Raw genomic sequence first — 12,980 nt, forward strand, 5'->3', positions numbered from 1 at the left:
CCAAATCAGGGGTTGACGGCAGATTCTGGACGTCTATAATTCGCCCCACTTCCGGCGCAGTCGAAACGGAAAACTTCTTGGTAAACAATGAGTTATGCAGTTTTCGGCAGCGGTTACGCTTCAGTTCATCGAAGCCAGAAGGAGTTGAAAGGGCGGTGTTGTTTGGCTCTTTTGACGGTTCGATCTTCTCGGTCGAAAGCGGAGAAAAAGAGGTGTTGACAGCAGCGAGTAACGCTGTAGAATTCGCCTCCCGCTAACGAGAGATCGGAAGCGCAAGTGGTTGAAGTTGCAAAGGAAACTTTGAAAGCTTCTGAAAATAACCGCTTGACAGTAACAGAGGCTGCTGTAGAATGCGCGCCTCGGTTGAGACGAAAGATCTTAACCAACCGCTCTTTAACAACTGAATCAAGCAATTCGTGTGGGTGCTTGTGGAGTCAGACTGATAGTCAACAAGATTATCAGCATCACAAGTTACTCCGCGAGAAATCAAAGATGTAACCAACGATTGCTGAGCCAAGTTTAGGGTTTCTTAAAAACCCAAAGATGTTTGAACTGAAGAGTTTGATCATGGCTCAGATTGAACGCTGGCGGCAGGCCTAACACATGCAAGTCGAGCGGCAGCACGGGTACTTGTACCTGGTGGCGAGCGGCGGACGGGTGAGTAATGCCTAGGAATCTGCCTGGTAGTGGGGGATAACGCTCGGAAACGGACGCTAATACCGCATACGTCCTACGGGAGAAAGCAGGGGACCTTCGGGCCTTGCGCTATCAGATGAGCCTAGGTCGGATTAGCTAGTTGGTGAGGTAATGGCTCACCAAGGCGACGATCCGTAACTGGTCTGAGAGGATGATCAGTCACACTGGAACTGAGACACGGTCCAGACTCCTACGGGAGGCAGCAGTGGGGAATATTGGACAATGGGCGAAAGCCTGATCCAGCCATGCCGCGTGTGTGAAGAAGGTCTTCGGATTGTAAAGCACTTTAAGTTGGGAGGAAGGGCAGTTACCTAATACGTATCTGTTTTGACGTTACCGACAGAATAAGCACCGGCTAACTCTGTGCCAGCAGCCGCGGTAATACAGAGGGTGCAAGCGTTAATCGGAATTACTGGGCGTAAAGCGCGCGTAGGTGGTTCGTTAAGTTGGATGTGAAATCCCCGGGCTCAACCTGGGAACTGCATTCAAAACTGACGAGCTAGAGTATGGTAGAGGGTGGTGGAATTTCCTGTGTAGCGGTGAAATGCGTAGATATAGGAAGGAACACCAGTGGCGAAGGCGACCACCTGGACTGATACTGACACTGAGGTGCGAAAGCGTGGGGAGCAAACAGGATTAGATACCCTGGTAGTCCACGCCGTAAACGATGTCAACTAGCCGTTGGGAGCCTTGAGCTCTTAGTGGCGCAGCTAACGCATTAAGTTGACCGCCTGGGGAGTACGGCCGCAAGGTTAAAACTCAAATGAATTGACGGGGGCCCGCACAAGCGGTGGAGCATGTGGTTTAATTCGAAGCAACGCGAAGAACCTTACCAGGCCTTGACATCCAATGAACTTTCCAGAGATGGATTGGTGCCTTCGGGAACATTGAGACAGGTGCTGCATGGCTGTCGTCAGCTCGTGTCGTGAGATGTTGGGTTAAGTCCCGTAACGAGCGCAACCCTTGTCCTTAGTTACCAGCACGTGATGGTGGGCACTCTAAGGAGACTGCCGGTGACAAACCGGAGGAAGGTGGGGATGACGTCAAGTCATCATGGCCCTTACGGCCTGGGCTACACACGTGCTACAATGGTCGGTACAGAGGGTTGCCAAGCCGCGAGGTGGAGCTAATCCCAGAAAACCGATCGTAGTCCGGATCGCAGTCTGCAACTCGACTGCGTGAAGTCGGAATCGCTAGTAATCGCGAATCAGAATGTCGCGGTGAATACGTTCCCGGGCCTTGTACACACCGCCCGTCACACCATGGGAGTGGGTTGCACCAGAAGTAGCTAGTCTAACCTTCGGGAGGACGGTTACCACGGTGTGATTCATGACTGGGGTGAAGTCGTAACAAGGTAGCCGTAGGGGAACCTGCGGCTGGATCACCTCCTTAATCGACGACATCAGCTGCTCCATAAGTTCCCACACGAATTGCTTGATTCATTGAAGAAGACGATAAAGAAGCAGCCTGTATCAGGTTGTAGCTGAGTTGGTTAGAGCGCACCCCATGCTTCGTGGTTAAGAGCAGGGTGAGGTCGGCCTTAGTAGCTCGAAATTGGGTCTGTAGCTCAGTTGGTTAGAGCGCACCCCTGATAAGGGTGAGGTCGGCAGTTCGAATCTGCCCAGACCCACCAATTTTGTGTGGGAAACGCCTTTAGAAATACGGGGCCATAGCTCAGCTGGGAGAGCGCCTGCCTTGCACGCAGGAGGTCAACGGTTCGATCCCGTTTGGCTCCACCACTACTGCTTCTGTTTGTTGAAAGCTTAGAAATGAGCATTCCATCGTGACGATGGTGAATGTTGATTTCTAGTCTTTGGCTAGATCGTTCTTTAAAAATTTGGGTATGTGATAGAAAGATAGACTGATGGCCACTTTCACTGGTGGTGATCAGGCTAAGGTAAAATTTGTGAGTTTAATCGCGAATTTTCGGCGAATGTCGTCTTCACAGTATAACCAGATTGCTTGGGGTTATATGGTCAAGTGAAGAAGCGCATACGGTGGATGCCTTGGCAGTCAGAGGCGATGAAAGACGTGGTAGCCTGCGAAAAGCTTCGGGGAGTCGGCAAACAGACTTTGATCCGGAGATGTCTGAATGGGGGAACCCACCTAACATAAGTTAGGTATCTTAAGCTGAATACATAGGCTTAAGAAGCGAACCAGGGGAACTGAAACATCTAAGTACCCTGAGGAAAAGAAATCAACCGAGATTCCCTTAGTAGTGGCGAGCGAACGGGGACTAGCCCTTAAGTGGCTTTGAGATTAGCGGAACGCTCTGGAAAGTGCGGCCATAGTGGGTGATAGCCCTGTACGCGAAAATCTCTTGGCCATGAAATCGAGTAGGACGGAGCACGAGAAACTTTGTCTGAATATGGGGGGACCATCCTCCAAGGCTAAATACTACTGACTGACCGATAGTGAACTAGTACCGTGAGGGAAAGGCGAAAAGAACCCCGGAGAGGGGAGTGAAATAGATCCTGAAACCGTATGCGTACAAGCAGTGGGAGCCCACTTTGTTGGGTGACTGCGTACCTTTTGTATAATGGGTCAGCGACTTATTTTCAGTGGCGAGCTTAACCGAATAGGGGAGGCGTAGCGAAAGCGAGTCTTAATAGGGCGTCTAGTCGCTGGGAATAGACCCGAAACCGGGCGATCTATCCATGGGCAGGTTGAAGGTTGGGTAACACTAACTGGAGGACCGAACCGACTACCGTTGAAAAGTTAGCGGATGACCTGTGGATCGGAGTGAAAGGCTAATCAAGCTCGGAGATAGCTGGTTCTCCTCGAAAGCTATTTAGGTAGCGCCTCATGTATCACTGTAGGGGGTAGAGCACTGTTTCGGCTAGGGGGTCATCCCGACTTACCAAACCGATGCAAACTCCGAATACCTACAAGTGCCGAGCATGGGAGACACACGGCGGGTGCTAACGTCCGTCGTGAAAAGGGAAACAACCCAGACCGTCAGCTAAGGTCCCAAAGTTATGGTTAAGTGGGAAACGATGTGGGAAGGCTTAGACAGCTAGGAGGTTGGCTTAGAAGCAGCCACCCTTTAAAGAAAGCGTAATAGCTCACTAGTCGAGTCGGCCTGCGCGGAAGATGTAACGGGGCTCAAACCATACACCGAAGCTACGGGTATCACTTAGGTGATGCGGTAGAGGAGCGTTCTGTAAGCCTGTGAAGGTGAGTTGAGAAGCTTGCTGGAGGTATCAGAAGTGCGAATGCTGACATGAGTAACGACAATGGGTGTGAAAAACACCCACGCCGAAAGACCAAGGTTTCCTGCGCAACGTTAATCGACGCAGGGTTAGTCGGTCCCTAAGGCGAGGCTGAAAAGCGTAGTCGATGGAAAACAGGTTAATATTCCTGTACTTCTGGTTATTGCGATGGAGGGACGGAGAAGGCTAGGCCAGCTTGGCGTTGGTTGTCCAAGTTTAAGGTGGTAGGCTGGAATCTTAGGTAAATCCGGGATTCTAAGGCCGAGAGCTGATGACGAGTGTTCTTTTAGAACACGAAGTGGTTGATGCCATGCTTCCAAGAAAAGCTTCTAAGCTTCAGGTAACCAGGAACCGTACCCCAAACCGACACAGGTGGTTGGGTAGAGAATACCAAGGCGCTTGAGAGAACTCGGGTGAAGGAACTAGGCAAAATGGCACCGTAACTTCGGGAGAAGGTGCGCCGGTGAGGGTGAAGCATTTACTGCGTAAGCCCACGCCGGTCGAAGATACCAGGCCGCTGCGACTGTTTATTAAAAACACAGCACTCTGCAAACACGAAAGTGGACGTATAGGGTGTGACGCCTGCCCGGTGCCGGAAGGTTAATTGATGGGGTTAGCTAACGCGAAGCTCTTGATCGAAGCCCCGGTAAACGGCGGCCGTAACTATAACGGTCCTAAGGTAGCGAAATTCCTTGTCGGGTAAGTTCCGACCTGCACGAATGGCGTAACGATGGCGGCGCTGTCTCCACCCGAGACTCAGTGAAATTGAAATCGCTGTGAAGATGCAGTGTATCCGCGGCTAGACGGAAAGACCCCGTGAACCTTTACTATAGCTTTGCACTGGACTTTGAATTTGCTTGTGTAGGATAGGTGGGAGGCTTTGAAGCGTGGACGCCAGTTCGCGTGGAGCCAACCTTGAAATACCACCCTGGCAACTTTGAGGTTCTAACTCAGGTCCGTTATCCGGATCGAGGACAGTGTATGGTGGGTAGTTTGACTGGGGCGGTCTCCTCCTAAAGAGTAACGGAGGAGTACGAAGGTGCGCTCAGACCGGTCGGAAATCGGTCGTAGAGTATAAAGGCAAAAGCGCGCTTGACTGCGAGACAGACACGTCGAGCAGGTACGAAAGTAGGTCTTAGTGATCCGGTGGTTCTGTATGGAAGGGCCATCGCTCAACGGATAAAAGGTACTCCGGGGATAACAGGCTGATACCGCCCAAGAGTTCATATCGACGGCGGTGTTTGGCACCTCGATGTCGGCTCATCACATCCTGGGGCTGAAGCCGGTCCCAAGGGTATGGCTGTTCGCCATTTAAAGTGGTACGCGAGCTGGGTTTAGAACGTCGTGAGACAGTTCGGTCCCTATCTGCCGTGGACGTTTGAGATTTGAGAGGGGCTGCTCCTAGTACGAGAGGACCGGAGTGGACGAACCTCTGGTGTTCCGGTTGTCACGCCAGTGGCATTGCCGGGTAGCTATGTTCGGAATAGATAACCGCTGAAAGCATCTAAGCGGGAAACTAGCCTCAAGATGAGATCTCACTGGGACCTTGAGTCCCCTGAAGGGCCGTCGAAGACTACGACGTTGATAGGTTGGGTGTGTAAGCGCTGTGAGGCGTTGAGCTAACCAATACTAATTGCCCGTGAGGCTTGACCATATAACACCCAAGCAATTTGCTGACCTGAAAAGGCACCAGATTGCGGTGTGTGAAGACGAAACGAACCGAAAGTTTGTGACACTCACAAAACACCAAACTATCACATACCCATTCGCTGGAGCGTGAACCCGCAAGGGCCCACGACCTGGCTACCGAATTTCTTGACGACCATAGAGCATTGGAACCACCTGATCCCATCCCGAACTCAGCAGTGAAACGATGCATCGCCGATGGTAGTGTGGGGTTTCCCCATGTGAGAGTAGGTCATCGTCAAGATTAAATTCCGAAACCCCTATCTGCGTATGCAGGTAGGGGTTTTGTTTTGTCCGCAGGAAAGTACCGTGGTGGCTGCATCGGGCTGCATTGTTCATGAAGTTTCGGTAGAACGGGCGCTAAAGTAACCACGCCGTTTTGGTATGGTGCAGCTCGTTTTTTAACGGACTGATTTCAAACCTATGGATCGGCACCTCCTCCACAGTCAAAGAGCTGCTGCAGAAATGCCTGAACCAATACCAATCAAGGACCACGAAAAAGAGACGCGCCTGGTCAATAAAAGACTGATGGCCTGCGCCTTGTTCGTCGTCGCTATTACCTGCGCGCTGGTGGTGCGGCTGTATGTTCTGCAGGTGGTCGAGTACGACTACCACTCGACGATCTCCGAAAACAACCGCGTACACGTATTGCCGATCGCCCCTACCCGCGGGTTGATTTATGACCGCAACGGCGTGCTTCTGGCGGACAACCGGCCCAGTTTCAACCTGACCATCACCCGCGAACGGGCCTCCGACGTCAAAGAAGAGCTGGATGAGGTGGTCAACCTCCTGCACCTGCCGGCTGAAGACCGCACGCTGTTCGACAAGGCAATAAAGCAGGCTCGACACCCCTTCGTGCCCGTCACCTTGTTCTATGAACTCAGCGAAGAACAGATCGCGGTGTTGGCAGTCAACGAATTCCGTTTGCCAGGGATCGACGTAGAGCCACAGTTTGTTCGCCACTACCCGATGGGCGCACACTTCGCACACTCGATCGGCTACGTCGGCCGCATCAACGAGAAAGAATCCAAAGCCCTGGACACGGTGGAATACCGTGGCACGCAATCCATTGGCAAGACCGGCATCGAGAGATTCTACGAGCCTGAGTTGCACGGCCATGTGGGTTATGAAGAAGTCGAAACCAATGCTCAGGGCCGCGTGCTGCGAGTGCTCAAACACACCGATCCGATCCCCGGCAAAAACATCGTTCTGAGCCTCGACGTCAAACTTCAGGAAGCTGCCGAGGAGGCGTTGGGCGATCGCCGTGGCTCGGTGGTCGCTCTCGATCCATCGACCGGCGAAGTGCTGGCCATGGTCAGCAAGCCCAGTTTTGACCCGAATTTGTTTGTGACCGGCATCAGCTTCAAGGAATACGCGGCGCTACATGATTCCATCGACCGGCCGCTGTTCAATCGTGTGCTGCGTGGGCTCTACGCGCCGGGCTCTACCATCAAACCGGAAGTGGCTATTGCCGGCCTCGACGCCGGGGTGGTCACTCCGCAGACCCGCGTTTTCGATCCGGGTTACTACCAGCTACCGGATTTCGATCATAAATACCGTAACTGGAACCACAGTGGCGATGGCTGGGTGGACATGGACGCAGCGATCATGCGCTCCAACGACACCTACTTCTACGATCTGGCGCACAAGCTGGGGATCGACCGCCTGCACGATTACATGGCGATGTTCGGCCTCGGCGAGAAGGTCTCGCTGGACATGTTCGAAGAGTCTGCGGGGTTGATGCCGTCCCAAGCCTGGAAACGCGCCACTCGCCGTCAGGCATGGTTCCCGGGTGAAACCGTGATCCTTGGCATCGGCCAGGGCTATATGCAGGTCACGCCTCTGCAACTCGCCCAGGCTACAGCGCTGATTGCCAACAAGGGTGTATGGAACCGACCACACCTGGCCAAAACGGTGGATGGTGTAGCGCCGGTGGACGAGCATCCGATGCCGAACATCCTGCTCAAGGACCCGCGTGACTGGGAGCAGGTCAACCACGGCATGCAGATGGTGATGCACGACGCTCGCGGGATTGCTCGAGCGGCAGCGGCGGGCGCTCAGTACCGCATCGCCGGCAAAAGTGGCACCGCGCAAGTGGTGGCAATCAAGCAGGGTGAGCGCTACAACCGGGCGAAAACCCTGGAGCGCAACCGTGACAATGCCTTGTTCGTCGGTTTCGCCCCGGCCGAACATCCGAAGATTGTCATTTCGGTGATGATCGAGAATGGCGAGGCTGGTGGTCGCGTCGCCGGTCCCGTGGTGCGGCAGATCATGGACGCCTGGCTGCTCGATCAGGACGGCCACCTGAAGCCGCAATACGCCGTGCCGGGCAAAGCTCCGGGAGATCCTCACGTCTAAGGATCACTAACGAGACGATGAGCAACCTGTTACGGTCTTGAGACAGCCGTTATTGAGGATTAGAATTTTCCGGCTAATGGGTGAATGAGGGAGCATTTGCCCGGCCATACACCTGGCGTGATGGAGGTAGCGATGTTCCTTTCAACCCTGGAAATTCAAAACATCATTGAACATAGTTTTTTGCCGGCGGTGTGCACTTGCAGCATGGAGGCGGACCAGTCCCTGACAATTCGTGTCTGCGATTGCATGACCGGGAAAGTGGATTTGGTGGCCACCCATGTTCCGGTATGGACACTGGATAGCCCCCACGCGATCGCGTCACTGGTGGCTGATATGCGGCAAGAAATCGAGGCTCATAAAGGCATTCACGCGCCGTTTTACCGTTGAGCCTGCGTCACGCCGCACCACGTTGGTGGTGCGGCGTGTCTCCCGAAGCCGAGAAGGAAGACTCGGCCACCGCCGAACACGCTATAGCCTGAAGCAGATCGGTAACATCAAGTTGTCGGGTGGATTTTTGGAGAACACACAATTTGTGTACCGCCAAGCCCCTTGCAGGATCAGGCATGCCCGCGAGCCGCAGCATCAAGCCCCAGGCACTGGACAACTCAAATCCCCGTCCTGACACTTCAAGTAAGTTCTGAACGCCCCGACCCGCGCCTTCGTCAGTTTGGTGATGCAATCGCTATAGATCAACGGATACACACTGCCACCCGCCACTCCGGACGCCGAGAACTTGCACTCGGCATCGCGAAACGCAATCCATGAGCGTTGAGCACCGATCAACAGCTTTTTGGCATCAGGGCTGTCCTTCAACCGTAGGGTGATTTGCTGGTAAAGCGCATTCAGCTCCTTGTCGGCCGCTTTGTACTGCTGCGCCGCGCACTGATTCATCGTCGTCTGATCAGTGGCATTGTCGCAGTCGATGGCATGCGCAAGAGGAGTGAACAGCAGCGGCGTCAACGTAAAGAGAAAACGTGGGGGCATGGGAGGTTCGCTGTGATGATGGAAAGTTGGAATGCAGTGTAGCGGGGCGCCGCCAGCCAACAAATCAGAGTCTGGCGCGGTGTATCCGGAAAACTATGTCTGCCACTCCTGACACTTCTCATTCGATTCATATTCAAGCCAGCGCACGTCATGGGACGTCCAGATGTGAGCCTGAGGTGTCATTTTCGGATCATCGTCGAGCGTCGCCACGCGAACGATTACATGGGGTTGGGCCAAGCGCTCTGCCATCAGATGCGATCCGCAGATCGAACAGAAATGCCGAAGCTTGCCCGGCGACGACTCATAGGTGCTTAGCCGGTCCTGTCCTTTTATCCAGCGAAAATGCTCACGTATGACCCCGGCCGTCGAGGCGAATGCTGCTGCGTGTGCCTTGCGACAGGTGTGGCAGTGGCAATGACTGATGGGCATGTCGAGGCTATCAAGTTCGTATTCGATGGCTTTGCACAAGCAGCTGCCATGCAAGTTATTCATGTGGCTTTTCCTGGTTGCGTGGCTGAGATGTCGGCAGCGGCGGCCCGAAGCAGGGCGTCAGCCGTGGCCTCGATGTCTTCGCGCTGATGCAATTTCGCCAGCCACCCGTCAGGGATGGTCTGTACACCGTAGTGAGCCCCGGCCAACTGGCCGACGATGGCGGCAGTGGTATCGGCGTCATCGCCCAGGTTCGCCGCTTCGAGGATGGCGGCTTCAAAACTGTCAGTGTGGTGAAAGCACCACAAGGCCGCTTCCAGTGATGCAACGCAGTAACCGCTACCACGAATATCGTCTTTGGATTATCTGAGGTAATCGCCTCGGGCAATGCTCGCGACCTTTGGTTCCACGAACGTCGTCTCTGGCAGGCTCTGCAAATCCTGCTTGGGCGCTCCTTGCAATGCCTTGCGGATCAGAGCGGCAAGCAACTGACAGCATTCAAGTGCCTCTGGCGCCGCATGGGTAGTGCGCGAGCTGTCTGCGGAAAACCTCCTGATCCGGTCGGGGTCGGGAAAGTAGTACAGCACTATTGGCGCTAACCGCATCAGCGAACCGTTGCCGGCTGTGTAGGGATCGGTGGAACCTGCGAATGGCTGACCGTTTTCCAGATAACGTGTCAGCGCTTCACGAACGGTCATGCCGATGTCGAAGCATTCGCCGGTCGAACTCAGGTAACCCCTTTGCCACCAGTTGAGATAACGGCCCATTTGGTCGGCTGCATCAAAACCTTTTTTGTTCAGCAGGCTTTCTGCCAGGCAAAGTGCCATGGAAGTGTCATCGGTCCATTGCCCTGGCTTCAGATTGAACGGGCCGCCCCCAACCATATCGGTCAGAGGGATAAACGAGCCGCGTGGCTGGAACTCGGCACGGGTACCAACGGCATCCCCACACGCAAGCCCCAGCAGGGTTGCGCGATAACGTTCCGTGAGTGAAGGCTGCATGAATCTTCCTTGTAAGGGGGCACGTCGCTGCAAACATTAGCAGTTTCAGCCCGCGGACTTCCCCCTTCAAACCAGAACTTATGGCCAAAACTGAGGCCGAATATTTCAGGCTCGCTCGATTGCGACACGCGTTTGATACAACTTTAAGGTTGGTCTTATGGTCTTTACGGGCCTACTGTTCAATACAGGAGGTGACTTATGAACCCAGCATCAGATCGCATCGAAAGGAAAATCCTGCTCAAGGTGCCGCGCTCGCAGGTCTGGCGTGTGCTGGCCAACGCCGAAGCCTTCGGGCAATGGTTCGGCGTGGCACTCGAAGGCAAGCGTTTTGTCGCCGGCGAGTGGACCCAGGGGCAGATTACTTATCCTGGTTATGAGCACTTGTTGTGGAATGTACTGGTGGAACGGGTCGAGCCGGAGCGGGTGTTTTCGTTTCGCTGGCACCCATACGCAGTCGAACCTGATACCGATTACTCCCAGGAGCCCACCACGCTGGTGAAGTTCGAACTCCAGGATATGGATGAAGGCACGTTGTTGACGGTCGTCGAGTCCGGTTTCGACCACATCCCTCAGTCGCGCAGGCTCAAGGCGTTCCGCATGGACAGCCGGGGTTGGGATGAGCAGATGAGCAATATTGAAAAATTTCTGATAGACACCAAGGATCACGAACGTCAGGGAGGCTGATGCCTACAGGCCACGAAACTCGTGGCTTCAGCCCATGATGGCTGATACATCTAAGGGGTTTCGGAGGGGCGGCTATAGCGAATGTCTTACACGCGGTAGTAGCTATGTCGTCTATTGCGGATTGGATCCGAAGGGTAATCTGGCTCCATCAACTGAAGCACAGGAAGTGCTCCAGGGTCACGGATGATCGACCATTGCAAGGATCGCTGCCGACACGGAGTCGATATGGTCTTGGGAAAACCCGCTTCGGCGGGTTTTTTTTCGTCTTTAGAAAACTGAAACCCGATTTCCCTGTAGTGCAGGTTTCAGGCGTTGAATGGTCAATGGCTTACACGCAGCCAGTGGTATGTCGTCTTTTTAAGCCTCACCGATACGTCTAATCTGGATCCATCAACTGAAGCACAGGACGTGCTCAGGATCACGGATGATCGACCATACGCCAGGATGGCTGCCGACAGGATGTCGCAATGGTCTTGAGAAACCCGCTTCGGCGGGTTTTTTTATGGGCGTCAGAAAAGTCTGTCAGATGTCCACGACTTCACGCAGTGTCTCCAGGGCGCGCTTCAACACGTCGAGGCTGATCGATCCCATGGCCACCCGCAGTGCAGGAGGCACATGAGTGGTCGTGGCAAAGGGGTCGGCGCTGGTCACCTGCACGCCTTTACGTTCCAACTCGGCAACAACTGTTTCGGCCCGTAATCCTTCGGGCAATCTGAGCCAAAGGTAGTAGGAACCGGGATGCGCCACCAGCTCGCAATTTTTCAGGATTTGCTGAGCCAGATCTTGTCGCCGCCGGGCGTCCAGGCGCTTTTGCTCTTCGAGGTTGTCGACTTCGCCGCTATCGATCCAGTGGCAGGCCAGTGCGACGGTCAGCGACGGGGTGCTCCATGTCGACACGCGGATGGCTTGTTCCAGCACCGGCATCATCGCTTTCGGTGCAACGATGAAACCAATGCGCAGGCCCGAGGCAACGCTTTTCGACAGGCCGCTGATATACAGTGTGCGCTGCGGGGCCAAGGTAAACAGCGGTTTGGGCGCCGGTTCTGCGAGGAAGGCGTAGGCACCGTCTTCGATGATCAGAAAGTCGTAGCGTTCGGCCAATTGCACCAGGCGTTCACGGTCGGCGATGGACATCACCGTCCCCAACGGATTGTGCATCGTCGGCATGCTGTAGAGCACCCGCACGGGGCGCCGTTTGCACAGCGCTTCCAGGGCGTCGAGATCGGTGTGCCCGGCGATTTGCGGCAGGGCTTCGAGGTCCAGCCGATGGGCCTGAGCCAGGGTTTTAAGGCCAGGGTAGGTGAGGGCGTCGAGGGCCAGAATATCTCCCGGTTTGAGCAGTGCCATCAGCGTCACGGCAAGACCTTGCTGGGCGCCGTTGACGATCAGCACCTGATCGCCCCCCACCCGAATGTCCCGATTGCGTAAATGCCGGGCCGCCGTCTGCCGTTCATGTGCGCGCCCGCCCTGAGGCGCAGAATGCAATAGCGCATCGATATCGCCGCAGGCGGCAATCGCTCGCAAACCCTCGCGCAATAACTCGTCCTGACCGGGTACCGACGGGTAATTGAAGGTCAGGTCCACCATGCCGACGCCCAGTGGTTGCTGTTCCAGCCCCAGTCCGCGTGGCAAGGATGTGTCGCGCACAAAAGTGCCACGGCCGGTTTCGCCGACCACCAGGCCGATCGCTTCCAACTCGTGATAGACCCGCAATGCAGTGGCCAGGGCAATCCGCTCGCTCTGCATCAATGCACGAATGGTCGGCAACTGTGTGGCGGGTGGCAGTTCACCGCTGCGAATCTTCCCGGCGAACTGATCCACCAGGCGTTTGTAGCGAATACGGGTCATGGGTGAGTGCTCTTTGTATCTGGATCAATTTTTTGTTTGTATCAGATTGGCGTTCTAATCTACAGGCTTTCCAGGACGGAGA

Annotated in this window: 6 protein-coding genes, 2 tRNA genes, 3 rRNA genes and 1 pseudogene; 8 read left to right on the forward strand and 4 right to left on the reverse strand. The window is 54.7% G+C overall.

The window, feature by feature from the left end:
• Positions 1–549 precede the first annotated feature (549 nt).
• From AB7M26_RS14100 to AB7M26_RS14130, 7 genes are all read left to right on the forward strand, one after another.
• Positions 550–2,088, forward strand: a 16S ribosomal RNA gene (locus tag AB7M26_RS14100).
• Between the two features lie 164 nt (positions 2,089–2,252).
• Positions 2,253–2,329, forward strand: a tRNA-Ile gene (locus AB7M26_RS14105).
• A 30-nt stretch (positions 2,330–2,359) separates the two neighbouring features.
• Positions 2,360–2,435: transfer RNA gene (locus tag AB7M26_RS14110), tRNA-Ala, on the forward strand.
• Positions 2,436–2,670: 235 nt separating this feature from the next.
• Positions 2,671–5,562, forward strand: a 23S ribosomal RNA gene (locus AB7M26_RS14115).
• Positions 5,563–5,722: 160 nt separating this feature from the next.
• Positions 5,723–5,838, forward strand: a 5S ribosomal RNA gene (gene rrf / locus AB7M26_RS14120).
• Together the 16S, 23S and 5S rRNA genes with 2 tRNA genes alongside form the textbook arrangement of a ribosomal RNA operon.
• Before the next feature lie 221 nt (positions 5,839–6,059).
• Positions 6,060–7,952: a penicillin-binding protein 2 gene (gene mrdA, locus AB7M26_RS14125; protein ID WP_123497995.1), complete on the forward strand. Its 1,893-nt coding sequence runs from the start codon at positions 6,060–6,062 to the stop codon at positions 7,950–7,952.
• Positions 7,953–8,084: 132 nt separating this feature from the next.
• Complete coding sequence (locus AB7M26_RS14130; protein ID WP_123497993.1) at positions 8,085–8,339, forward strand: DUF1652 domain-containing protein; 255 nt, start codon at positions 8,085–8,087, stop codon at positions 8,337–8,339.
• Positions 8,340–8,534: 195 nt separating this feature from the next.
• On the opposite strand, the gene AB7M26_RS14135 is transcribed toward AB7M26_RS14130, so the two are convergent.
• From AB7M26_RS14135 to AB7M26_RS14145, 3 genes and pseudogenes are all read right to left on the reverse strand, one after another.
• Positions 8,535–8,936, reverse strand: coding sequence for a lysozyme inhibitor LprI family protein (locus tag AB7M26_RS14135; RefSeq protein ID WP_123497991.1), 402 nt, complete (start codon positions 8,934–8,936; stop codon positions 8,535–8,537).
• 93 nt (positions 8,937–9,029) lie between these two features.
• Positions 9,030–9,428: a GFA family protein gene (locus AB7M26_RS14140; RefSeq protein ID WP_429384840.1), complete on the reverse strand. Its 399-nt coding sequence runs from the start codon at positions 9,426–9,428 to the stop codon at positions 9,030–9,032.
• Positions 9,425–10,366, reverse strand: a pseudogene (locus AB7M26_RS14145) (ADP-ribosylglycohydrolase family protein). The gene AB7M26_RS14140 and the pseudogene AB7M26_RS14145 overlap by 4 nt, the downstream one beginning before the upstream one ends.
• Positions 10,367–10,564: 198 nt before the next feature.
• Here AB7M26_RS14145 and AB7M26_RS14150 point away from each other — a divergent pair.
• Positions 10,565–11,050 carry an SRPBCC family protein gene (locus AB7M26_RS14150; RefSeq protein ID WP_123497987.1) on the forward strand — a complete coding sequence of 162 codons (486 nt, stop codon included), beginning with the start codon at positions 10,565–10,567 and terminating at the stop codon, positions 11,048–11,050.
• A gap of 522 nt (positions 11,051–11,572) precedes the next feature.
• Here AB7M26_RS14150 and AB7M26_RS14155 read toward each other — a convergent pair.
• On the reverse strand, positions 11,573–12,898 hold the full coding sequence (locus AB7M26_RS14155; protein WP_429384843.1) for an aminotransferase-like domain-containing protein: 1,326 nt from the start codon (positions 12,896–12,898) through the stop codon (positions 11,573–11,575).
• Positions 12,899–12,980 lie beyond the last annotated feature (82 nt).

Source organism: Pseudomonas sp. F-14 TE3482 (genome assembly GCF_053629455.1).

Excerpts from the sequence above, each read along its gene's own strand:
- mrdA (WP_123497995.1), top strand. The coding sequence starts at position 6,060 with ATGCCTGAACCAATACCAATCAAGGACCACGAAAAAGAGACGCGCCTG.
- AB7M26_RS14130 (WP_123497993.1), top strand. The coding sequence starts at position 8,085 with ATGTTCCTTTCAACCCTGGAAATTCAAAACATCATTGAACATAGTTTT.
- AB7M26_RS14135 (WP_123497991.1), bottom strand. The coding sequence starts at position 8,936 with ATGCCCCCACGTTTTCTCTTTACGTTGACGCCGCTGCTGTTCACTCCT.
- AB7M26_RS14140 (WP_429384840.1), bottom strand. The coding sequence starts at position 9,428 with ATGAATAACTTGCATGGCAGCTGCTTGTGCAAAGCCATCGAATACGAA.
- AB7M26_RS14150 (WP_123497987.1), top strand. The coding sequence starts at position 10,565 with ATGAACCCAGCATCAGATCGCATCGAAAGGAAAATCCTGCTCAAGGTG.
- AB7M26_RS14155 (WP_429384843.1), bottom strand. The coding sequence starts at position 12,898 with ATGACCCGTATTCGCTACAAACGCCTGGTGGATCAGTTCGCCGGGAAG.